The 22,631-nt window shown below is 59.5% G+C and carries 21 protein-coding genes, 1 tRNA gene and 1 pseudogene; 12 read left to right on the top strand and 11 right to left on the bottom strand.

The window, feature by feature from the left end; all coding sequences use genetic code 11:
• Window positions 1-2: 2 nt before the first annotated feature.
• The 3 genes from phrB to KGA89_RS20385 all read left to right on the top strand — a co-directional run bounded on the left by phrB (window position 3) and on the right by KGA89_RS20385 (window position 2,684).
• Window positions 3-1,454 carry a deoxyribodipyrimidine photo-lyase gene (phrB, locus tag KGA89_RS20395; RefSeq protein WP_223472399.1) on the top strand — a complete coding sequence of 484 codons (1,452 nt, stop codon included), beginning with the start codon at window positions 3-5 and terminating at the stop codon, window positions 1,452-1,454.
• A gap of 123 nt (window positions 1,455-1,577) precedes the next feature.
• Window positions 1,578-2,351, top strand: a complete 774-nt coding sequence (locus KGA89_RS20390; protein WP_223472398.1) for an SDR family NAD(P)-dependent oxidoreductase — start codon at window positions 1,578-1,580, stop codon at window positions 2,349-2,351.
• 27 nt (window positions 2,352-2,378) lie between these two features.
• Window positions 2,379-2,684, top strand: a complete 306-nt coding sequence (locus tag KGA89_RS20385; protein WP_003205513.1) for a YkgJ family cysteine cluster protein — start codon at window positions 2,379-2,381, stop codon at window positions 2,682-2,684.
• A 124-nt stretch (window positions 2,685-2,808) separates the two neighbouring features.
• Here KGA89_RS20385 and KGA89_RS20380 read toward each other — a convergent pair whose 3' ends face one another.
• The 6 genes from KGA89_RS20380 to hemA all read right to left on the bottom strand — a co-directional run bounded on the left by KGA89_RS20380 (window position 2,809) and on the right by hemA (window position 8,187).
• Entirely contained in the window at window positions 2,809-3,327 is a 519-nt protein-coding gene (locus KGA89_RS20380) for an acyloxyacyl hydrolase (protein ID WP_003205514.1), read from the bottom strand.
• A gap of 113 nt (window positions 3,328-3,440) precedes the next feature.
• Window positions 3,441-4,232, bottom strand: a complete 792-nt coding sequence (murI, locus tag KGA89_RS20375) for a glutamate racemase (RefSeq protein WP_003205515.1) — start codon at window positions 4,230-4,232, stop codon at window positions 3,441-3,443.
• Window positions 4,225-4,980, bottom strand: a complete 756-nt coding sequence (locus tag KGA89_RS20370; RefSeq protein ID WP_223472397.1) for a molybdopterin-synthase adenylyltransferase MoeB — start codon at window positions 4,978-4,980, stop codon at window positions 4,225-4,227. Before KGA89_RS20370 ends, murI begins: the two co-directional genes overlap by 8 nt.
• The gene (gene prmC / locus KGA89_RS20365; RefSeq protein WP_223472396.1) at window positions 4,974-5,804 is read right to left on the bottom strand and encodes a peptide chain release factor N(5)-glutamine methyltransferase; all 831 of its coding nucleotides are present in this window, start codon (window positions 5,802-5,804) and stop codon (window positions 4,974-4,976) included. The genes KGA89_RS20370 and prmC overlap by 7 nt, the downstream gene beginning before the upstream one ends.
• Window positions 5,805-5,818: 14 nt before the next feature.
• Window positions 5,819-6,901 carry a peptide chain release factor 1 gene (gene prfA, locus KGA89_RS20360; RefSeq protein WP_003205519.1) on the bottom strand — a complete coding sequence of 361 codons (1,083 nt, stop codon included), beginning with the start codon at window positions 6,899-6,901 and terminating at the stop codon, window positions 5,819-5,821.
• Window positions 6,898-8,187 (bottom strand): glutamyl-tRNA reductase, encoded by a 1,290-nt coding sequence (hemA, locus tag KGA89_RS20355; RefSeq protein WP_003205522.1) that lies wholly within the window; start codon window positions 8,185-8,187, stop codon window positions 6,898-6,900. The genes prfA and hemA overlap by 4 nt, the downstream gene beginning before the upstream one ends.
• Window positions 8,188-8,359: 172 nt before the next feature.
• Between hemA and KGA89_RS20350 the strand changes: the two genes are divergently transcribed.
• The 8 genes from KGA89_RS20350 to ychF all read left to right on the top strand — a co-directional run bounded on the left by KGA89_RS20350 (window position 8,360) and on the right by ychF (window position 15,279).
• Window positions 8,360-10,084 carry a tetratricopeptide repeat protein gene (locus KGA89_RS20350; RefSeq protein WP_223472395.1) on the top strand — a complete coding sequence of 575 codons (1,725 nt, stop codon included), beginning with the start codon at window positions 8,360-8,362 and terminating at the stop codon, window positions 10,082-10,084.
• Between the two features lie 4 nt (window positions 10,085-10,088).
• A complete protein-coding gene (gene lolB / locus KGA89_RS20345) occupies window positions 10,089-10,706 on the top strand; it encodes a lipoprotein insertase outer membrane protein LolB (RefSeq protein ID WP_003205525.1) in 618 nt (205 codons plus the stop codon).
• Between the two features lies 1 nt (window position 10,707).
• A complete protein-coding gene (gene ispE, locus KGA89_RS20340; protein ID WP_223472394.1) occupies window positions 10,708-11,559 on the top strand; it encodes a 4-(cytidine 5'-diphospho)-2-C-methyl-D-erythritol kinase in 852 nt (283 codons plus the stop codon).
• Window positions 11,560-11,595: 36 nt separating this feature from the next.
• Window positions 11,596-11,670, top strand: a tRNA-Gln gene (locus tag KGA89_RS20335).
• Window positions 11,671-11,717: 47 nt separating this feature from the next.
• Window positions 11,718-12,659 (top strand): ribose-phosphate pyrophosphokinase, encoded by a 942-nt coding sequence (locus KGA89_RS20330; protein ID WP_003205529.1) that lies wholly within the window; start codon window positions 11,718-11,720, stop codon window positions 12,657-12,659.
• Window positions 12,660-12,802: 143 nt separating this feature from the next.
• Entirely contained in the window at window positions 12,803-13,405 is a 603-nt protein-coding gene (locus KGA89_RS20325) for a 50S ribosomal protein L25/general stress protein Ctc (RefSeq protein ID WP_003205531.1), read from the top strand.
• A 166-nt stretch (window positions 13,406-13,571) separates the two neighbouring features.
• Window positions 13,572-14,156 (top strand): aminoacyl-tRNA hydrolase, encoded by a 585-nt coding sequence (gene pth, locus KGA89_RS20320; RefSeq protein WP_003205533.1) that lies wholly within the window; start codon window positions 13,572-13,574, stop codon window positions 14,154-14,156.
• 22 nt (window positions 14,157-14,178) lie between these two features.
• Window positions 14,179-15,279, top strand: a complete 1,101-nt coding sequence (ychF, locus tag KGA89_RS20315) for a redox-regulated ATPase YchF (RefSeq protein WP_003205534.1) — start codon at window positions 14,179-14,181, stop codon at window positions 15,277-15,279.
• A gap of 229 nt (window positions 15,280-15,508) precedes the next feature.
• Here ychF and KGA89_RS20310 read toward each other — a convergent pair whose 3' ends face one another.
• The 5 genes and pseudogenes from KGA89_RS20310 to KGA89_RS30865 all read right to left on the bottom strand — a co-directional run.
• Entirely contained in the window at window positions 15,509-15,886 is a 378-nt protein-coding gene (locus tag KGA89_RS20310; RefSeq protein WP_080587856.1) for a c-type cytochrome, read from the bottom strand.
• Window positions 15,887-15,992: 106 nt separating this feature from the next.
• Entirely contained in the window at window positions 15,993-16,580 is a 588-nt protein-coding gene (locus KGA89_RS20305; RefSeq protein ID WP_003205538.1) for a hypothetical protein, read from the bottom strand.
• A 14-nt stretch (window positions 16,581-16,594) separates the two neighbouring features.
• On the bottom strand, window positions 16,595-17,029 hold the full coding sequence (locus KGA89_RS20300; RefSeq protein ID WP_003205539.1) for a DUF3592 domain-containing protein: 435 nt from the start codon (window positions 17,027-17,029) through the stop codon (window positions 16,595-16,597).
• A gap of 131 nt (window positions 17,030-17,160) precedes the next feature.
• The gene (locus KGA89_RS30870) at window positions 17,161-17,949 is read right to left on the bottom strand and encodes a methyl-accepting chemotaxis protein (protein ID WP_371103541.1); all 789 of its coding nucleotides are present in this window, start codon (window positions 17,947-17,949) and stop codon (window positions 17,161-17,163) included.
• A 111-nt stretch (window positions 17,950-18,060) separates the two neighbouring features.
• Window positions 18,061-19,083: pseudogene (locus KGA89_RS30865) on the bottom strand (HAMP domain-containing protein); the annotation flags it as partial.
• 1,166 nt (window positions 19,084-20,249) lie between these two features.
• Between KGA89_RS30865 and KGA89_RS20290 the strand changes: the two are divergent.
• Entirely contained in the window at window positions 20,250-22,550 is a 2,301-nt protein-coding gene (locus KGA89_RS20290) for a hypothetical protein (RefSeq protein ID WP_223472392.1), read from the top strand.
• The last annotated feature ends 81 nt before the right edge of the window (window positions 22,551-22,631 follow it).

Genomic DNA, 22,631 nt, shown 5'->3' with positions numbered 1-22,631 from the left:
GGATGCAACTGATCTGGCTGCGCAGCGACTTGCGCCTGCACGACAACACCGCCCTCGCGGCTGCGGCAGCCCAAGGCCCCTGCGTGGCGGTGTACCTGACCAGCCCCGAACAATGGCGGGCCCATGACGACGCACCGTGCAAGATCGATTTCTGGCTGCGCAACCTCGACGCGTTGAGTGCGACCCTGGCCGAATTGAACATCCCACTGCTGATCCGCGCCGCTGCGCATTGGCACCAGGCCCCGCAGGTACTACTCAAGCTGTGTCGCGAACTGAACGTCGGCGCCGTGCATGTCAACGAAGAGTACGGCCTGAATGAAACGCGACGCGACGCAGAAGTCGCCCGCGTGTTGAATGACCAGGGCGTTGAATTTCACAGCCACCTCGATCAATTGCTGTTCAAGCCCGGTAGCGTACTGACCAAGACCGGCAATTACTTCCAAGTGTTCAGTCAGTTCCGCAAGGTCTGCTACAGCCGTCTGCACTTTTCATTGCCGAGCCTGGTCGCCACGCCGGCCCGGCAGGCCCTCACCGGCATTGCCCGCGACCCGGTGCCGACGCAAGTCGATGGGTTCGCCCCGCCCAGCGAAGCGCTACGCGCCCTCTGGCCCGCCGGGGAAACCGAAGCCCGTCGGCGCCTGGACACCTTTGTCGACCAGCACATCGACGATTACCAAGGCGAACGGGATTATCCCGCCAGACCCGGCACCAGCCAGCTCTCGGCCTATCTGGTGGCCGGCGTGGTGTCGCCACGTCAGTGCCTGCACGCCGCGCTGCAAGCCAACCAAGGTGAATTCGAGAGCGGAAGTGCCGGTGCTGTGACCTGGATCAATGAATTGCTCTGGCGCGAGTTTTATAAACACATTCTCGTGGGCTATCCACGCGTGTCGCGCCATCGTGCGTTTCGCCCGGAAACCGAGGCGCTGGCATGGCGCAAGGCCCCCGCAGAATTGGAAGCCTGGAAGCAAGCACGCACCGGCCTGCCGATTATCGATGCAGCCATGCGTCAATTGCTGGAGACCGGTTGGATGCACAACCGCTTGCGGATGGTCGTAGCCATGTTCCTGACCAAGAACCTGTTGATCGATTGGCGCGAAGGCGAGCGCTTTTTCATGCAGCACCTGATCGACGGCGACCTGGCCGCCAACAATGGCGGCTGGCAGTGGAGCGCCTCCACCGGCACCGATTCCGCGCCCTGGTTCCGTATCTTCAACCCGTTGAGCCAGTCGGAAAAATTCGACCGCGAGGGCCTGTTCATCAAACGCTGGCTACCTGAACTGAACGATCTGGACAAGCAACAGGTCCATAGCCCAAATACCCAGGGCGGCTTGTTTGGCGCCGCGGATTATCCGGCACCGATTGTCGACTTGAAGCAATCCAGGGCGCGTGCGCTGGCAGCGTTCAGAAACCTGCCAGCACGACAGGACGCGACCGTCGAGGGGATGGGCGATTAGCGAACAAGAAATTGCCAGCCAGCGGGATGCATTGTTTATCCGATAACATATAGTCTTACTAGTCGTACGGACTCTACTGAAAAGCTACGTATCAGTGCGCTGTCCAATCGAAAGGAGTAGGGAATGGGTCTAAGACTGCCACGGCGCTATTGGCTCACCGGGGCTGGCAACGGAATCGGCGCTTCGTTGGCTGAGGCGATACTGGAGACAGGTGCATACCTGGCCGTCAGTTCGCGCTCGACCCGATCATGCGAAACCCTTTCGGTACGTTATCCAGGACAAGTGCTAAGCGTGCCCGGCAATTTGACCGACAGCCAGGCCGTGCGCGAGATCGGCGAACAGATCGCCCGGCAATGGGGCGCCCTGGATCAGGTGATCGTCAATGCCGGGACGGCTGAGTACGTTGACGGGCAGCCGGCTGATCACACATTGATCGAGCATATCGTGCGCAGCAATCTGCTGGCTGCCAGTTTCTGCCTCGAAGTGGCCATGCCCTTGTTGCGCGCCGGGACCGAACCTCATCTGGTGGGCATTGCCAGCCCGGCGACTTACCTGCCGCCTTCGCAAATAGAAACGGGTGGCAGCGGGATGCGTCATCTGTTCGAATCGGCTCGGGCAGACTTGGCGTGCGCGGGTGTCGATGTGACGTTGGTACACCCTGGCTACGACGGCCCATTGCTGGGGCCCGACGATTGCTTCCAAACCCCGATTCACTGGTCGGCGGACGAAACAGCGCGGCATGTGCTGAATCAGTTGGTCGAGCGCCCGCGAGAAGTTGCGCTTCCCATTGCCTCCATGACCGCACTCTGGCCTTTGCCTTCGTCGACCGAAACCCTGCCAACCGATATCGGCTCATCCCAGGCGAAAAACGGCTATCCGATCAAGGGACAACCCTGAGCCGCCGATTGCCTTACACTGCGGACCATGAAAACCATCCCCGTCCATGAAATCCCGGCACCGGCCGTCACGTGTTCGACGTGCGCGGCGTGCTGCTGCCAGTTGGAAGTGATGTTGATCACCGACACTGGGGTTCCGGAGCGTTTTATCGACACGGACGATTGGGGTGGAGAGGTGATGCTGCGGCTGGATGACGGTTGGTGCGCGGCCCTCGATCGCGACAGCATGATGTGCACCATCTACGAAAAGCGTCCGCTGATCTGCCGGGAGTTCGAGATGGGCGCACCGGAGTGCCTGGAAGAACGCCAAGGGATTGCGACGGCGTATCGATAAAGGCGTGGTCTGATCTATTGTGGGAGCGAGCTTGCTCGCGATAGCGGTGAGTCAGACAACTTTATCTTGGCTGGTCTATCGCTATCGCGAGCAAGCTCGCTCCCACTGTTCTCAAACTGTTTTGTTACAGCGGCATCGTGTAGTGCAGCGAGTAGCTTTCTACACCGTCGTTAGTCGACTTGATACCGGCGTTGGAGTAATGAGTGGCGCGAATGCCCACTTCATGCCCACCGTTGAAGCGCAGGCCGAAGCCGATACGATCTTCAAATTGGAAAGCCGTACCGAGCTTGTTGTCTTCCACTTCGGTATTGGCGAACAACGCCACACCGACACCCGCCTCGATGTAAGGCTTCACGTTCTGGCCGGAAAACTCATACACAAACACAGGCGAAAACGACAGGCTGTGATTGCTGGATGTCTCGTCCCCTTCCCAATAGGTGTAGGCGCCGCTCCAGTAGCCAGTCAGGCGACCGACATCACTTTGCAGCCAACTCTTGTCCCAGTCGAACTGCATGCCCAGGCGATAGGTCATGGTCGAATCGCTGGTCTGGCCAACCCCAAATTCCACACCCGCTGCTTGTGCAGTGTAAGTGTGCCCCAACAATGCGGCCGCAAGCGCGGAAAAGCAGAATAAGCGCTTCATTAGAAACATCCTTTTCGAACAGACTTAGTTAGTTTTGTTACAAACAGACAAAGCTATAGAAATCCGCATCCAAACAGAAGTTCAGCCCGTTTCACACGGTTTTCACATTCTTTTTACAGATCGAAGCTTCGCACAACGCCGGACGAATGCCATAGCGTTGGTAGGATTTTTCTTAAATGTATCGGGTCTGCACTCGTCCAGAAATACGTTTCGCCGGCTGGCCCCTCAGCCAACAGCTCTCGCTCAGCCAAAAGGCGCTGAAGTTGCCGGGCCACGGCGGCACCGGTGTCGATCAGGCTGATGTGCTCCGGAATCATCCGCGCGAGCAATGGCTTGAGGAAGGGATAGTGCGTGCACCCCAGGATCAGCGTATCGCAGCCGGCTGCCAGCAAGGGGTCGACGTAATGTTGCAGCAACTGATACAAGGCCGGACTGTGCAAATCACCCGTTTCGATCAGTTCAACCAGGCCCGGACACGGTTGCGTGATGACTCGCACATCGGTGGCGAAACGGTCGAGCAAAGCGGCGAACTTGGCGCTCTGCAAGGTGCCGGTGGTGGCGAGCACGCCGACGATACCGCTACGGGTCGCGGCAGCCGCCGGCTTGACCGCCGGCTCCATCCCGACGATGGGCCAATGGGGAAAATCACGGCGTAGATCGGCAACGGCAGCAACCGTTGCGGTGTTGCAGGCTACAACCAGCGCCTTGGCGCCCTGGCCCAGGAGAAAGTCGGCAATGATCGAGCAGCGTTGTCGGATGTATTCCGGGGTCTTCTCGCCGTAAGGAATATGCCCACAGTCGGCGACATACAACAGCGATTCATTGGGCAGCAGCTGGCGAATTTCCCCCAGCACCGACAACCCGCCGACACCCGAGTCAAGCACACCAATCGGCGCTTCACTCATGCTGGCCACCGCAGACGCTGCAACCCGGGTCACGCTTGACCCGCAGTTCACGGAAACGCGTGCCCAGGGCGTCGATCAACAGCAAGCGCCCCACCAGCGGCTCACCGAAACCGGCCAGCAACTTCAAGGCTTCAAGGGCTTGGAGGCTGCCCACCAATCCTACCAGCGGTCCGATCACACCGGCCTCGCTGCAGGTCAGCTCGGCTTCGCTGCCGTGGCCATAAAGGCAGTGGTAGCAAGGGCTTTCGGGGCGGCGTGGGTCGAACACCGACAACTGCCCTTCCAGGCGAATCGCCGCGCCGCTGACCAGCGGTTTACCCGCTGCGACACAGGCCGCGTTCACCGCTTCGCGGGTCGAAAAATTGTCGGAGCAATCGAGTACCACATCCACTGCCGCGACTGCCGCGGCCAGACTGTCTTCGTCCATGGCCGCCCGGAGAGGCACCAGTCGAACCTCGGGGTTGATCGCCCCAAGGCGTCGCATCGCCGAATCAACCTTGCTCAGGCCAACGCTGTCGGTGTCATGGATGATCTGGCGTTGCAAGTTGGTCAGGTCAACGGTGTCGAAATCCGCCAAGTGCATCTCACCCACGCCAGCGGCGGCCAGGTACAACGCCACCGGGGCGCCGAGGCCGCCAAGGCCGATGATCAGCACGCGGCTTTGCTTGAGACGCAATTGGCCGTCGATGTCGACGTGCTGCAACAGAATCTGCCGGCTGTAGCGCAACAACTCCTGATCGTTCAGCACGGCAAGCACCCCAGGCTGATGCGCTCATGACCACCCAGGTCCTTGCGACTATGGACTTCGACAAAGCCTTGGGCGCGCAGCAAATCGCGCACCGCTTCGGCCTGATCGTAACCGTGCTCGAGCATCAGCCAGCCGCCCGGCTCGAGGTGAGCCGGTGCCTGGGCAACGATCTGGCGCAAATCATCGAGCCCGTCCGGCCCGGCAACCAGGGCACTGGCCGGCTCGAAGCGCACGTCGCCCTCGATCAGGTGCGGATCGCTGGCCGCAATGTACGGCGGGTTGCTGATAATCAACTCGAAACGCGTGTCTTCCAGCGCACTGAACCAGTGGCTGCTCAACACCGTGACGTTGTGCAGGTCCAGGCGCTGGCGATTGCGCTCGGCCAGGGCCACAGCCTCCAGCACCCGGTCGACCGCCGTAACTTTCCAGGCCGGGCGCTCGCTGGCCAGTGCCAGGGCAATCGCGCCGCTGCCGGTGCCCAGATCCAGGACCCGGGCCGGTGTAGCCGGCAGCAAGGCCAGCGCGGTTTCCACCAAAAGCTCGGTGTCAGGACGCGGGATCAGGGTATGGGGCGCGACTTCCAGATCGAGTTTCCAGAAGCCCTGTTGTCCGAGTATGTACGCCACCGGCTCGCCAGAGCGCCGCCGCCGCAGGTATTCGGAGAACAGCAACGCCGCCTCGCTGGGCACGATCCGCTCGGGCCAGGTGTGCAGGAAGCTGCGGGACTTGCCCAAGGCTGCGGCCAGCAACAACTCGGCGTCCAGCCGTGCCGTGGGCGAATCCGGCAACTCGGCCGCGCGTAACAGACTGGCGATGATGGTCATTTTTTCACCTGTGCTTACTCGCCAATCGCAGCCAACTGGTCGGCCTGGTATTCGGCCAGTAACGGCTCGATCACCGCATCGACACCACCGGCAAGGATCTCGTCCAGGGAATACAGGGTCAGGTTGACGCGATGGTCGGTGACCCGGCCCTGGGCGAAGTTGTAGGTACGGATCCGCTCGGAACGATCGCCCGAGCCCACCAGCAATTTGCGTTCGCTGGCGATGGCATTGGCGGCGGCGCTGGTCTGCTGGTCGTTGAGCTTGGCCGACAACCAGGCCATGGCCCGCGCGCGGTTCTTGTGCTGGGAACGTTCTTCCTGGCACTCGACCACGATGCCCGAGGGCAAGTGCGTGATGCGGATCGCCGAGTCGGTCTTGTTGACGTGCTGGCCGCCCGCGCCGGAGGAACGATAAGTGTCGACCCGCAGATCTGCCGGGTTGATCTCGATGGCTTCCTGCTCGTCCGGCTCGGGCAATACCGCCACGGTGCAAGCCGAGGTGTGGATCCGCCCTTGGGACTCGGTGGCCGGCACGCGTTGCACGCGATGGGCGCCGGATTCGAATTTCAGCTTGCCGTAGACGTTGTCGCCTTCGACCCGGGCGATGACTTCTTTATAGCCACCGTGTTCGCCTTCGTTCTCCGAGAGGATCTCCACCCGCCAACCGCGACGTTCGGCGTAGCGCGAATACATGCGAAACAGGTCGCCGGAAAAAATCGCCGCCTCATCGCCGCCGGTACCGGCACGGATCTCAAGGAACACATTGCGCCCGTCATTCGGGTCCTTGGGCAACAGCATGCGTTGCAGACTGCTTTCCAGTTCAACCAGTTGATCCTTGGCTTCGCGGACTTCCTCCACGGCCATTTCGCGCATATCCGGGTCGCTGTCCTTGAGCAGTGCCTGGGCACCTTCAAGGTCACCCTGCACTTTGAGCAACTGTTTATAGGTGGCGACAATCGGCTCGACTTCCGCGTATTCCTTGGAATAGGTGCGGAATTTGTTCTGGTCGGAAATGACTTCGCCATCGCCCAGCAAGGCGGTCAGTTCTTCGAAACGGTCCTGGAGGATGTCCAGTTTGTTGAGCAGTGACGCTTTCATTGCGGTTTTTTATCCGAAAAGCTATCCGGTGAGCCCTCACCGAGGGCGAAGAGTTCCTGGGCCATGGCCAGCGCATCGAGGCGGCCTTCGGCGGTCAACTTCTTGAGCTGGACACTGGGGGCGTGGAGCAATTTGTTGGTCAGGCCGCGGGCCAGTTGTACCAGCACCTCTTCGGCATTGCCGCCGTTGGCCAGCAGGCGCTGGGCTTTTTGCAGTTCCTCGTCGCGCAGGCGTTCGCTCTGCTGACGATAGGCCTTGAGCACATCCACCGCCGCCAGCTCGCGCAGGCGCACCATGAAGTCGTCGGCACCGACGCTAATCATCTCTTCGGCCGCCTGGGCCGCGCCCTGCCGGCTCTTGAGATTCTCGGCGACCACCTCATGCAGATCGTCGACGCTGTAGAGATACACGTCATCCAGCTCGCCGACTTCTGGCTCGATGTCCCGGGGAACAGCAATGTCCACCATGAAAATCGGCTTGTGCTTGCGCAGCTTCAGGGCACTTTCCACGGCGCCCTTGCCAAGGATCGGCAACTGGCTGGCGGTGGAACTGATGACGATGTCGCTGTGTACCAGTTCCGCGGGAATGTCCGACAGCAACACCGCATGGGCACCGAACTGCTCGGCCAGGGTACTGGCCCGCTCCAGGGTCCGGTTGGCGACGACTATGCGCTTGACCCCCAGGTCATGGAGATGGCGGGCGACCAGGGTGATGGTCTCCCCAGCGCCGATCAGCAGTGCCTGGCTGCGTTGCAAATCACTGAAAATCTGTTTCGCCAGGCTGACAGCGGCAAACGCCACTGACACCGGGTTCTCGCCGATAGCGGTGTCGGTACGCACCTGCTTGGCGGCGTTGAACGTCGCCTGGAACAGGCGACCCAGCAGCGGGCCGACGGTGCCGGCCTCGCGGGCCACGGCGTAGGCCGACTTCATCTGGCCGAGAATCTGCGGTTCGCCCAACACCAGCGAGTCGAGCCCCGAGGCGACACGCATCATGTGACGAACGGCCGCATCATCTTCATGCACATAGGCACTGGCGCGCAGTTCTTCAAGGCTCAGCTTGTGATAGTCGGCCAGCCAGCGCAGGACTGAATCGGCCGAAACGTGATCCTGTTCTATATAAAGCTCGCTGCGATTGCAGGTGGAGAGGATCGCAGCTTCGCGGCTGTCGGTGAGTCGGCAGAGCTGCTGCAAGGCCTCAACCAGCTGCTCAGGCGTAAAGGCCACGCGCTCGCGGACGTCTACTGACGCAGTCTTGTGGTTAATACCGAGTGCAAGGAAGGCCATTCAAGGTCGCTGATAGTGACGTGAAGCCGGCAATTGTCCTACTTCGTCAGATTCAGAACAACCACTCGATCTCTATCGCCCTGCCCGGGGTTGTAAATCGACGGGGCGGTTATGTTTGACCGAAGGCTTGTGTCATGATGATCTGACCGCAGGTTAGTCGTCCTCTTCCTATATGAATAGATCTTCCGCGTTGCTCCTCGCTCTTGCCTTGCTCAGCGGCTGCCAGTCCATGGCCCCCGTTTCGACGGACGGTACGCCGCCGGTCGAAGACAGCGTGCAGGTACCTGAAAAACCCAAGGTCTACGGCTCGTTCAGCGAAGAAACCATCTTCAGCCTGTTGAGCGCCGAACTGGCAGGCCAGCGCAATCGCTTTGACATTGCGCTGGACAACTACGTGACGCAGGCCATCAATACCCAGGACCCGGGAATTTCCGAGCGGGCATTTCGCATTGCCGAATACCTGGGCGCCGACCAGCCCGCGCTGGATACCGCGCTGATCTGGGCCAAGAACGCCCCGGACGACCTCGAAGCGCAGCGCGCCGCCGCCGTGCAACTGGCCCGGGCCGGGCGCTACGACGACTCCATGATGTATATGGAGAAGGTCCTGCAGGGCAAGGGCGACACCCATTTCGACTTCCTGGCCCTGTCCGCCGCCGATACCGACCAGGAAACCCGCAACGGCCTGATGAAAAGCTTCGATCGCCTGTTGCAGCGCCACCCGAACAACGGCCAGCTGATTTTCGGCAAGGCCCTGCTGCTGCAACAGGATGGTGACACCCAGGGCGCCCTCACCCTTCTGGAAGACAACCCACCGGAAGCTGGCGAAGTAGCGCCAATCCTGCTGCGCGCACGCCTGCTGCAAGGCTTGAACCGCGGCGACGAAGCGCTGCCGCTGCTGGAAAAAAGCATCAAGAAGTACCCGGACGACAAACGCCTGCGCCTCACCTACGCCCGCATGCTGGTGGAAAACAACCGCATGGACGACGCCAAGGTGGAGTTCTCCAGCCTGGTCCAGCAATACCCGGAAGACGACGAGTTGCGTTATTCCCTGGCGCTGGTCTGCCTGGAAGCCAAGGCCTGGGAAGAGGCCAAGGGTTACCTGGAAGACCTGATCGCCCGGGAAAGCCACGTCGACTCGGCCCATCTGAACCTGGGTCGCATCGCCGAGGAGCGCAATGACCCCGAGAGCGCACTGATCGAGTACGCCCAGGTCGGCCCGGGCAACGACTATCTGCCGGCGCAGTTGCGCCAGGCCGATATCCTGATCGGCAATGGCAAGACCGCCGATGCCCAGAGCCGCCTCGCCGTACAACGCGACTCCCAACCGGACTACGGCATCCAGCTGTACCTGATCGAAGCCGAAACCCTGGCGGCCAACAATCAGGGCGACAAGGCCTGGAACGTGCTGCAACAAGCCTTGAAGCAGTACCCGGATGACCTGAACCTGCTTTACACCCGCGCCATGCTGGCGGAGAAACGCAATGACCTGGCCCAGATGGAAAAAGACCTGCGCCTGATCATCCAGCGTGACCCGGACAACGCCATGGCCCTCAACGCCCTGGGCTATACGTTGTCGGATCGCACCACCCGTTACGACGAAGCCAAGCTGCTGATCGAACAGGCCCACCAGATCAATCCGGAAGACCCGGCGGTGCTCGACAGCCTTGGCTGGGTGAATTTCCGCCTGGGCAATCTCGATGAAGCCGAACGCCTGTTACGCCAGGCCCTGGAGCGCTTTCCCGACCAGGAAGTCGCCGCTCACCTGGGCGAGGTCCTGTGGGCCAACGGCAAACAACGCGAAGCCCGGCAGATCTGGAGCCGATTCCTCAAGGATCAGCCTGACAGCCCTATCTTGCGCAGCACCATCAAACGCCTGACCGGATCCGAGACTCTTTAAGATTATGTTTTTGCGCCATCTCATCGTTTTCAGCTTCATTGCCCTGCTCGCCGGTTGCGCGGGCTTCGGCGCCCGTGAATCCGTCCAGGGCCAGGGCAACCAGGCCCAATGGCGCGAGCACAAGCAACAACTGAGCGGCCTCGACGGCTGGCAGATCGACGGCAAGATCGGTATCCGCGCCCCGAAAGACTCGGGCAGTGGCACGCTGTTCTGGCTGCAACGCCAGGACTACTACGATATTCGCCTGTCAGGCCCATTGGGGCGCGGTGCGGCCCGCCTGACCGGCCGACCGGGCCAGGTATCGCTGGAAGTTGCCAATCAGGGACGCTACGAGGCGCCCACGCCCGAAGCGCTGCTGGAAGAACAACTGGGCTGGAAGCTGCCGGTTTCCCACCTGACCTGGTGGGTTCGCGGGCTGCCGGCACCAGACAGTAAAAGCCGCCTGACCCTCGACGCCGACAGCCGCCTGTCCAACCTGGAACAGGATGACTGGCAGATCGAATACCTCAGCTATGCCCAGCAGAACGGCTACTGGCTGCCCGAACGCATCAAACTGCATGGCAGCAACCTCGACGTCACGCTGGTGATCAAGCAATGGCAGCCGCGCAAACTGGGGCAATGACATGAGCGCCGCACGCCTGACCCTGCCCTCCCCGGCCAAGCTCAACCTGATGCTGCACATCCTCGGTCGTCGCCCGGACGGCTACCACGAGCTGCAGACGATTTTTCAGTTCCTGGACTACGGCGACGAAATCACCTTTGCCGTACGCGACGACGGCGTGATTCGCCTGCACACCGAATTCGAAGGCGTTCCCCACGACAGCAACCTGATCGTCAAGGCCGCGAAAAAACTCCAGGCACAATCCGGTTGTGCGCTGGGCATCGATATCTGGATCGAAAAGATCCTGCCCATGGGTGGCGGCATCGGTGGCGGCAGCTCGAATGCGGCCACCACGCTGCTGGGTCTCAACCACTTGTGGCAACTGGGCTGGGACGCGGATCGCCTGGCCGCCCTGGGCCTGACACTGGGCGCCGACGTGCCGGTTTTCGTGCGTGGCCACGCCGCTTTCGCCGAGGGCGTAGGGGAAAAACTCACCCCGGTGGACCCCGAAGAACCCTGGTACTTGGTGCTGGTGCCGCAAGTCTCTGTAAGTACAGCAGAAATTTTTTCAGATCCACTGTTGACACGTAACTCTCCTCCCATTAAAGTGCGCCCCGTTCCCAAGGGAAACAGTCGAAATGACTGCTTACCGGTGGTAGCAAGGCGTTATCCAGATGTTCGTAACGCTTTGAATTTGTTAGGTAAATTTACCGAAGCAAAACTCACCGGAACTGGAAGTTGTGTGTTTGGGGGCTTCCCAAGCAAAGCTGAAGCTGATAAAGTCTCGGCCCTTCTGACAGAGACCCTTACAGGGTTTGTAGCAAAAGGAAGCAACGTTTCGATGTTGCATCGCAAGCTGCAAGACCTGCTCTAAAGGAATCGAGTGCTGGGCACTCGCAGCAACAGATACAGGGGCGTCGCCAAGCGGTAAGGCAGCAGGTTTTGATCCTGCCATGCGTTGGTTCGAATCCAGCCGCCCCTGCCATTTTCCTATACTCATCCAGGTATACCCTCAGCCTTCAGGTACTGCGCGTGTCCAAGATGATGGTCTTTACGGGGAACGCCAACCCCGATCTGGCTCGGCGTGTCGTACGTCAGCTGCATATCCCTCTCGGTGACATTTCTGTCGGTAAGTTTTCCGACGGTGAAATCACTGCGGAGATCAATGAAAACGTTCGCGGTAAAGACGTCTTCATTATTCAGCCGACTTGCGCTCCGACCAACGATAACCTGATGGAACTCGTCGTGATGGCTGATGCCTTCCGTCGCTCCTCGGCTACTCGTATCACTGCTGTTATTCCTTACTTTGGTTATGCCCGTCAGGATCGCCGTCCGCGTTCCGCGCGTGTGGCAATCAGCGCGAAAGTCGTGGCTGATATGCTGACCGTAGTCGGCATCGACCGTGTTCTCACGGTTGATCTGCATGCTGACCAGATTCAGGGTTTCTTCGATATTCCCGTGGATAACATCTACGGCTCCCCGGTCCTGGTGGATGATATTGAAGATCAGCGCTTCGAAAACCTTATGATCGTGTCCCCGGACATTGGCGGCGTCGTGCGTGCACGGGCGGTTGCCAAATCCCTGGGCGTGGATCTGGGTATCATCGACAAACGCCGTGAGAAAGCCAATCACTCCGAAGTGATGCATATCATCGGCGACGTCGAAGGGCGTACCTGTATTCTGGTCGATGACATGGTCGATACCGCCGGCACCCTGTGCCACGCGGCCAAGGCCCTGAAAGAGCATGGCGCTGCCAAGGTCTTTGCCTACTGCACACACCCTGTGCTGTCGGGTCGAGCGATCGAGAACATTGAAAATTCCGTGCTGGACGAGCTGGTGGTCACCAATACCATCCCGCTGTCCGCTGCAGCACAAGCCTGTGTGCGTATCCGCCAACTGGATATCGCACCGGTTGTTGCCGAAGCGGTTCGCCGCATCAGCAACGAAGAATCGATCAGTGCGATGTTCCGCTAAGGGCCCTGCCCTTTCCAGGACATCTCGTTGACGAAAAGCGCCCCGCCCCGGCATTACCTGTCGGGGCGGGGCTTTTTTGCCCATATCGCCTTAAGCGCTGGTCGCAAGCGCTGGGGTGAATGTGGTTACTTTGGAGATACAACATGAACGAATTTACTCTGAATGCTGAAGTGCGTTCCGACCTGGGGAAAGGTGCGAGCCGCCGCCTGCGTCGTCTCGCAAGCCTGGTTCCAGCTGTAGTCTACGGTGGCGAGAAAGCCCCTGAGTCCATCAGCATGCTGGCCAAAGAAGTTGCCAAACTGCTCGAAAACGAAGCGGCCTACAGCCACATCATCGAGCTGAACATTGGCGGCACCAAGCAGAACGTCGTGATCAAGGCCCTGCAGCGTCACCCGGCCAAAGGCCACGTGATGCACGCCGACTTCGTACGCGTAGTAGCTGGCCAGAAACTGACCGCTATCGTGCCTGTACACTTCGTTGGCGAAGCTGCTCCGATCAAGAAAGGCGGCGAAATTTCGCACGTTGTTTCGGAAATCGAAGTGACCTGCCTGCCGAAAGACCTGCCTGAATTCATCGAAGTCGACCTGGCTGACGCCGAAGTCGGCACGATCATTCACCTGTCCGACCTCAAGGCTCCTAAAGGCGTTGAGTTTGTTGCTCTGGCACACGGCGATGACAAGGCAGTTGCCAACGTCCACGCCCCACGTGTTGCTCCAGAAGCCACTGAAGAAGGCGCTGCAGAGTAATTTCACTCTGTCGCCGGAGTGACCGGAAACATCGCGGACTGGAACGTAGCGAGACAGCGGGCGAGAACGCGAAGTTTACTTAACGGTAAATCCGCCATTATCGTCCACTGTCGCAACACCGCCTGATTGCGACATCGTTATCCACACTCCAGGAAGGGCCCCTATCGTGACTGCCATTAAACTGATCGTTGGCCTGGGAAATCCAGGCGCTGAATACGAACAGACCCGGCATAACGCAGGGGCCCTTTTTGTTGAGCGCATCGCGCAGGCACAAGGCGTCAGCCTGGCAGCCGATCGCAAGTATTTCGGCCTGACCGGTCGCTTCTCGCACCAGGGTCAGGATGTTCGTCTGTTGATTCCCACCACCTACATGAACCGCAGCGGCCAGGCCGTGGCGGCATTGGCCGGTTTCTTTCGCATCAAGCCTGAAGAAATCCTGGTGGCCCACGACGAACTCGACCTGCCTCCGGGCGTTGCCAAGCTCAAGCAAGGCGGCGGCCATGGCGGTCACAACGGGTTGCGCGACATCATCGCGCAACTGGGTAATCAGAATACCTTTCACCGCCTGCGGCTCGGCATCGGCCACCCGGGCGTTGCCAGTATGGTTTCAAACTTTGTCCTGGGTCGTGCGCCTCGCGCCGAACAGGAAAAACTCGATGCCAGCATCGACTTTGCCCTCGGCGTGCTGCCGGATATCCTCGCCGGTGAATGGAACCGCGCGATGAAAAACCTGCACAGCCAGAAGGCCTGACACTTATCCGAGGGGAAACACCATGGGATTCAATTGCGGCATCGTCGGCCTGCCTAACGTCGGCAAGTCCACCCTGTTCAACGCCCTGACCAAATCCGGTATCGCGGCTGAGAACTTCCCCTTCTGCACCATCGAGCCGAACACCGGCATCGTTCCGATGCCCGATCCACGCCTAGAAGCCCTGGCGGCCATCGTGATCCCGGAGCGCGTGCTGCCGACCACCATGGAGTTCGTGGACATCGCCGGCCTGGTGGCTGGGGCTTCGAAAGGTGAAGGCCTGGGCAACAAGTTCCTGGCCAACATCCGCGAAACCGATGCCATCGCCCACGTGGTCCGCTGCTTCGAAGACGAGAACGTGATTCACGTCTCCAACAGCGTCGACCCGAAACGCGATATCGAAATCATCGACCTGGAACTGATCTTCGCCGACCTCGACAGCTGCGAGAAGCAACTGCAGAAAGTCGCTCGCAATGCCAAGGGTGGCGACAAAGACGCCGTCGCCCAGAAAGCCCTGCTCGAGCAGTTGATCGCCCACTTCACCTTGGGCAAGCCGGCACGCAGCCTGATCAAGAACATGGGTGCCGATGAGAAGCAGATCGTTCGTGGCTTCCACCTGCTGACCACCAAGCCGGTCATGTACATTGCCAACGTTGCCGAAGACGGCTTCGAAAACAACCCGCTGCTGGACGTGGTAAAAGCTATCGCCGAAGAAGAAGGCGCGATCGTGGTACCGGTCTGCAACAAGATCGAAGCGGAAATCGCCGAGCTTGAAGACGGCGAAGAGAAAGACATGTTTCTGGAGGCCCTGGGCCTGGAAGAGCCTGGCCTGAATCGCGTGATCCGCGCGGGTTATGAAATGCTCAACCTGCAGACGTACTTCACCGCTGGCGTAAAAGAAGTCCGCGCCTGGACCGTTCGCGTCGGGGCTACCGCGCCACAAGCCGCGGCCGTGATCCATACCGACTTCGAAAAAGGCTTCATCCGCGCCGAAGTCATCGCCTATGACGATTTCATCCAGTACAAGGGTGAAGCCGGTGCCAAGGAAGCCGGTAAATGGCGTCTGGAAGGCAAGGAATACATCGTCAAGGACGGTGATGTGATGCACTTCCGCTTTAACGTCTAAGTTGTCGCTGGTGTTGCGGGTGATGGTGTGTATATCCGTTATTTAGGTAACGGATGCTTAGGATTCCGCCCTGACGGCGGCTCACTTTTGAGAAGCCCGGAAGCCGGCCCAGTCAAAAGTGACCCGCTGTAAGAGCGGAACCGCCAGTAGTCCTTACCGCAGAAACGGATATACACACCACCCCAAACCGTTTCTATCGCACTCAAGAGATCAACAGCAACCCAAAAAATCATCGGCCCTTCGAAATCACACCACCCATATACTGATTCAAATCGCGAAAATCCTTAACACTCCAAGGATACGGCGATAGCTTCACACCATTCTCTCGCAAGGTCCTCGGAATCAAATCCCCATTGGGTCGCAGTATTATCGACGACACAATCACACCCGGATAATCACCGAGTCGTTTCTTGAAAGCGGCAGTTGTAAGGTCAGGCGTAGGAGGATTGCTTTTATGAGCCAACGGCCCTGTCCCCTTGATATCTGCGCCGTGACACATGGCACATCTCTGTAAATAGAGATTTTTCCCATTGGCACTATCCGCAAAGGATAGTGATGTTTGAATGAGCGATAAAAACCCTAGCGAAGCGATGACTAATATTTTCATTATGCTTTCGGCACATGCCAATTTTTATGGGCGCAACGCCCTGCGGGAACAATCTCATTCCCACAGGTTTTAGATGCCGGGATTGTTGTCTGTTCGCACAATCTGACTAGAACAGGTAGCCCATGTAGATCGCCGCCCCACCACCAGCCTGCAAGCCAGCGTTCATCCCGGCCATGACCACCGCGCCCTTGGCCGAACGCGCCAGTTGCCGGTTGACTGTGGTCGAAGCAATGAGCGAGGTTGCCGGGTTGGAACTCAGGACCACCGACAACGCCAGCAACTTGGGATCGAGCCCGAACAGCAGCGCTGTGGCCGAACCGCCGATCCCCAGGCCCACGCCCACTTCGGTATACATGCAAGGGCCGGTGATGTCGTCACTGGTCAGGTCGCGATCGACCAGGGCGTCACTGACAAACACTCTGCCAACGCTGTAAAAAGACTCCGCCGCACCCGCAGCCGATACACCCTTGCCCTTGATCTGAATATTGATCTTGCCAAAGCGCGGCAATCGCGCGCCAACACCGACACCTACGCCGACGCCGCCATAGCGGTAACTGACGTCCTCGCCCTGGGGCGAACGCAGGATAATCGAACCGCCACTGCCAGCCACCATGACCACGGTCAGGCCACCACCGCTAGCGGTCTGGTACTGCCAGCGACTCTCATTAACCGGGAGTGGGATGTTATAGCTCATACGTTCAAAGTCCTTTAAGTGAATGAACCGCACCGCGACCGCGCTGGTCGGATGGTTTTCAGCAACCCGACCAGGGTGAAGAACAGCCCCATGGCACCCAACATCACTGGTGTCCCCCACAGTGCACCTCGATCCACGACGAGGGGGTTGGCGGCCGGCTGCTCGGGCAAATAATAAACTCGCACCGGCTGCCCCGGCTCATAGCCGAAGATGAAGCCACCCTGGGGGTAGGAAATTTTTTCACCTTTGCCAGTGGTGAACGCGATTTCGGGGTGAGAACCACCGGCGTTCAGCCGACTAACGATGCCATCGGCGGTCTGTGCCCGGGCGAGGAAGTCGCGACGGTCGAGGGTGAGATTGACGGCAATGCCCAGCAAGCCAATGCCGATCAGCGCAAAAAGCAGGCCCAGCAGTATCGTCCCGATGCGTGACGGGGTGTCGTTAGCCATAGCTTGTCCCGGTATTCATCCATGAAAGAAGGCGGCGAGGATAACAAAAAGCCTGCTATGCCGTAATGCTGTTCATTCGAGGTTTGTGACCGCCGTGGCAAGGGAACTTGCTCCCTCGCCACGGACGCCCATTAGCCTCTTTTGACTTTGAAGCGTCCCAACACCCGCTGCATCAGCGAGGCTCGCTCTGAAAGATCCTTGGCCGCCACCGCGCACTCTTGCGAGTTCGACTGGTTTTTCTGCGTCACTTCGTCGATCTGCTCAAGCCCGATACTGGCCTGCTGCAAACCTGAAGCCTGCTCGCTGGAGGCCTGATAGATCAGCGAAACCAGGCTCGACACCGCGCCGGTTCCGCTGACGATGTTCTTCAGCGATTCGGCGGTCCGGCCGGCGATGATCATGCCGCGTTGAGTCTTGCTCGAGGAATCGGCGATCAGCGCGGCGGTCTGCTGGGCGGCCTCGGCACTGCGGGCGGCCAGGCTGCGTACTTCATCGGCCACCACGGCAAAACCGCGCCCAAGCTCACCGGCCCGGGCAGCTTCGATCGCCGCGTTCAGGGCCAGCAGGTTGGTTTGTGCGGCAATGTTGTCGATGGTGGTGATGATCGCAGTGATGTCCTTGCCCGAGTTGTCGATTTCGGCCATGGCGGCAATCAGTTCGCTCATCAATTTGTCGCTTTCACCGGCATCGGCCCGCGAGGCCTGGGATTGCTCATCGGCTTTCTTGGCGTTGGCGGCGTTGTCCCGGGTCTGGGCGGCCATCTGCGTCATCACCGCGCTGATTTCGGTGATGGACGAGGCGGAATTGGAGGCCCCGTCGGAGAGTGACTGACTCAAGTCGGTAACCTGCGCCGAGCTGCCGGTGATCTGGGTGGCGCTGATCTGAACCTCGGAAATCAGCTGGTTCAGGTTGCTGACCATCTTCTCCAATGACTTGCCAAGGGTGTCATGGGGCGAAGACAAGCGGACCTCCAGGTCCAGGTCACCTTCGGAAATACGCTCAGCCACCCGCACCTGCCGTTGCAGGCTTTCAGACATGTCGTTGAGGGCCGCAGACAACTGCCCGACTTCGTCTTCGGATTTCTGCACCAGGCGACGAGAGAAATCTCCCAGGCTGATGGTGGCGGCCAAGGCGGCGGCTTCGCGAATCGGCCCAACGATTTTTGCCGCGGCATACCACAGGGCAGCCAGGGCCAACAACGAAATGACCAACCCTACCGACACTTGCCAGATGCTGTTGTTGAGGCTGCGTGCCTGCAGCTCCTGCTCCAGGGCGATGGCCTGGCTCATGACCACAGCCTTGGGCAGGCGAATCAACACCGCCCAGGGCTTGCCCGTGCGACCGAGCGCAATGGGCATCAGCACTTCAATGTTCTGTGTTTGCGCATTGAGCAGGCCATCACCCCGACCGGCCTGGATATCGCGGAGCACTTTTTCCCAGGAGTCAGGCAACAAGGCCTTGATCGGCTGGCCAATCAGGTCGGTCCGCTGGCTGTCCGCGACCACCAAGCCCTGGTTACTCAGGATCGAAACCGTGCCTTTGCCGCCGTAGAGATCAGCAGACATCTGCTCGCTGAGTTTCTGGATAAACGCGATATCGAAGTCAGCCCCGACCACACCGTAGAACTTGCCGTTGGACACAATGGGCACCGACAAGGTGGTCAGCCAGACGTTTTTCCCCTGGACCACATAAGGAATGGGGTCCAGCACGCTTTCCTTCAGGGTGTCGCGCGGGCCGCTGTACCAACCGCCCTTGGGCACACCGTTGGGATGACGGTCCGGGGAGTCATACTCGACCAATGGCTGCACCGCGACATGGCCATCGGCGCTGCGCGTCCAGTAAGGCGTGAAGCGTCCGGTCAGTGGGTTATTACCATCCTCTGCATTGCGGAACGCCGGATCCTGCCCGTCCAACGCATTCGGTTCCCAGCAGGAATAGGTGCCGTTGAAGTCCGGGTTATCCTTGAGGACGCTGAGCAGTACGCTGTTGATCTGTTCACGCCCCAATGCCAGGGGGCTTTGCGAGGCCTTGCTGGCGGCAAAGGCATTGGCCATGGTGCGGGCCGCATCCAGCGCATTCTGCAACTTGGCCTGGATGGCGTTGGCCCGGGATTCGGCCAGGTTCTGAATTTCCCGGATGGTTGATTTCTCAACCAGTGCGCTGACCTCGGTCGAGACATATTGCTCATTGGCCCGGGCGCTGAAGAGCCCGTAGGCAATCAGGCTGATGGATGAAACAAACAGGCATACGCCTGCCGTGACACAAATGCGTGCCTGCAATGACTTGAACTTCATATCATTCCCCGCCTGATTCTATTTATGGCCAACGTCAAAAGACGGCAGCATCTAACGTGTGCACGACACGGCATGACAATCGATCACGGCTGCTACGCCACCCCCAAGACAAACACCTTGGAAGAACTTGGCGATACAGCTCTTTATAAGAATTTCAATATGGCAGGTGGGGGGCGCAACCCCTGTCCGCCCGCAGCGCAGAAGAGGTCATCAAACCAAAAACCGAAGGCCTTATGTCCGGGACAATAAGGGCGATAGGTGGAAAGAATGTGAAAACCTGCTTTTCCAGTCACCACAGGGGTCACCCTTGAATAATGCTGCAGATTCCCTTCTAACCATTAACCACAACAGCAAATTAACACGACCAACCTTTATACAAATACCCACTTAAGGCTTATACAAACCAGTACTTTGGTCGCAACAGCAACGTACTTATCAAGTACAAGATTCAAGTTGAGACTCTCTCGTTGCACGGCACCGGCCGCCACCCCGCAATGGCGACCTCGGGCAAGATATGAGCGCCGGGCTACACTCCATGCGCGTCCTGCAAGGCACAACGCTCAAGCGCCTTCTTCCGCATGGATAGGGAGATTCTCATGCACAGTCTCGCAGACTACGGATATACGAAGAGACCAGCCCCCGCCCCCGCCATTCGTGCAGTGCTGCCAGCCACTGGCGACATTGAACGGCACCCTCCTGGCTGAGTATTCCCTCGGCTACCTCAAGTCCGGGAGCGGTTGATTCGCTCCGGGACCTGTTCGCGACCCAACACTTGAAAAGACTTCCCGATCAATTGCATCGGCGTAGCAGGCACAGGCGCGCCGGATTCGTGGGAGTGGGAGCGCAACCGTGCCCATGCACCGCGCGCTCTCACGTCCGAAAACAACCGCAAGGCGTCCACCCAATGTCGTGAAAAGGAGATCAACATGAATAACCTGAGCGATATAGCGCTGGCAACATCCACCAACCCCAGCACCTTCCTCACGGTCCCGCTCGGCGATCCGGTCCAGGCTGACAACGGCAACATTCCACCCAACACGCGGATGCTGCCCGGCCAGTGGGCGGCAGCGGACGGCAACGGCTATGTGTTGCTGCTGCAGCCTGACGGCAACCTGGTGCTGTACCAGGTCGTCACAGGTCCCGTGGCGGCCAACAGCTCGTTCACCGGTAGCGCGATCTGGGCCACTGGCACCAACAACGGTGCCTACTTCGATGTCCAGACCGATGGCAATCTGGTCCTGGGTACCAGCGACGGCAACGTGGCATGGTCGCCCTACACCAATGGCATCGACCCTCAGGAACTGCTCGTCCAGACCGACGGCAACCTCGTGCTGTACAACACCCTCAACCAAGCCTGCTGGGCCTCGAGCAGCAATCACTATCAGGTTTGGCCGCCGACTCGCTGGGTCAATGTGCAAAGCCGTCTCGTCGCTCCCGAGAAAGGCGTGCCCTTTGTACTCACCGCCAGTTCCGACGGCGTGACGTTGAGCCCCTTCGTGGCCGGTTCGCCCAACCAGATCTGGCAAGTCACCGCCGATGGACGGCTGCTCAGTGGCCTGCTCGACGGGTTGGTGTTGGGTCAGGATGCCGGCAGCAGTACGCCAATCAACACCACACAGAGTATACCCGTCCCGGTCGAGCAGACCTGGCTCTGGGGAACGGGGCTCGGCCCCACGGCCATCCAGAACAGCGCTTCGAATCAGTATCTGAGTGTCGATATCACGGGGGGCTCGGTACAGATGCAAGACACCGACACCTCGAGCCAATGGTACTTCATGCCGACCACGCCCCTGGACAGCATCATGGCCTTGCCGGCGTCCGACCCGGCCTTCCCGGCCTTTACGCCTGACCAACAGGCTGTCTATGACTGGATCAACAACAAACTGGCGGCCATGAACAATCAGCGCCATTTGATCCTGCGCGAGCAGTACACCAACGGCGCCAGCACCCTGGACAATTACCGGCAAGACATGCTCGGCCTGGACTACAGCGCGTTCCCACCGCAAGTCTGGCAACCCGTAGTGGAGCAGTTGAAGTTGGAGCTCAGCGCAGCGAGCGCCGTCAACAGCCTGTTCGCCTGCTACACCAGTTTCCACACCCTGTTATTCGTGGACCAAGGAGCGCTGCTCTCCGAACTGGGCCTGGATGCCGGCTTCGAGGACGGTGACTCGACCAATATCGGCGGCATCATCCTGGCGGTGCTCTCGGGCGTCATCTACACCGTGCTCTCGGCTGAAACGATGGAAGGCGACATCAATTATTTCGCCGTCGCGGCCAACGTTCTCCAGAGCGGCATCAATGTGGCGGTCGCGGCCCAGAGCTCGAATGTTTCTCCCAGCCTGTTCCAGGTGGCCTATGCCGACCTGTGGGGACAATTGAGCACTACCTTCGAAGGGTTGCTGGACACGTTCGACACCATGGAAACCGCCATCCTGACAGACTGGGCCAAGCTGAAAATCACCTATACGCTGATCGCCTCGACAGCGCCCGACGGATTGTTCTGGAACTCCGGTGAAACTGGAAATATGGTGAAAGCCGCCAAGCAGGGTTACGTGCTGTCAGTAATGCAGATGCTGCTGCCGGCCAAATACCAGATCTACCAATACCTGGACGTCAATAACAACCCCATCGACGGTGTGCCCGCCTATGCGCAGTACATCACACCCGCGATCGACGGGACCTACTTCAAATACTGGATCGCCGATTCGACGGACTGGTCAATCTATCCGGAAGAAATCGCGCTCACCCAGGTCTGGGACAATGGCGGCTCGAAGGACGACTTCTTTAACAGCAGTAACGGTTGGGCGTTCGCCTTGACGCGGCCCTACACCTACAGCGGCAACGCCGCCAATTACCTGGTAATCGCGCTTACCAACCTGAGCCCGAACACGCTGGTGGCCACGGTGTTCAATCCGTCCCCCACCTCCGCCGGGCCGTCCCCACAAACCCTGTATCCCTACGAGACGGTGTTGATCGAGGCCGAAGCTGCATATCCTGGTGGCGTAGCGATCACTCTCTCGATCTTCGACCCTTCCCGTGGCAACTACTTCGACGAGCCAATCGCCTCGTTCGATGCCTTTCAGGATTACTCTGGGTTCGCGGCTGGTAATGTGCGCACCGCCAACGCCACGACGGTGGGCGACTACCAACTGTCGACACCGCTGTGCAACACGGGCGGGTACAAGCAATACCCTGGCGCCATCCAGGCCAGTATCTACCGTCCTTGAGGGGTGAATCGCAGGCATGAGGAGCGGGAGTTCCGCTCGAAGAAAAAGCCGTGTTGATCGGCGGGCTTGCTCCGAAGGCGT

The organism is Pseudomonas sp. A-RE-22, from assembly GCF_019956035.1.
In the GTDB taxonomy this organism is placed as follows: domain Bacteria; phylum Pseudomonadota; class Gammaproteobacteria; order Pseudomonadales; family Pseudomonadaceae; genus Aquipseudomonas; species Aquipseudomonas brassicacearum.
This window is presented reverse-complemented; position numbering and strand designations above follow the sequence as displayed.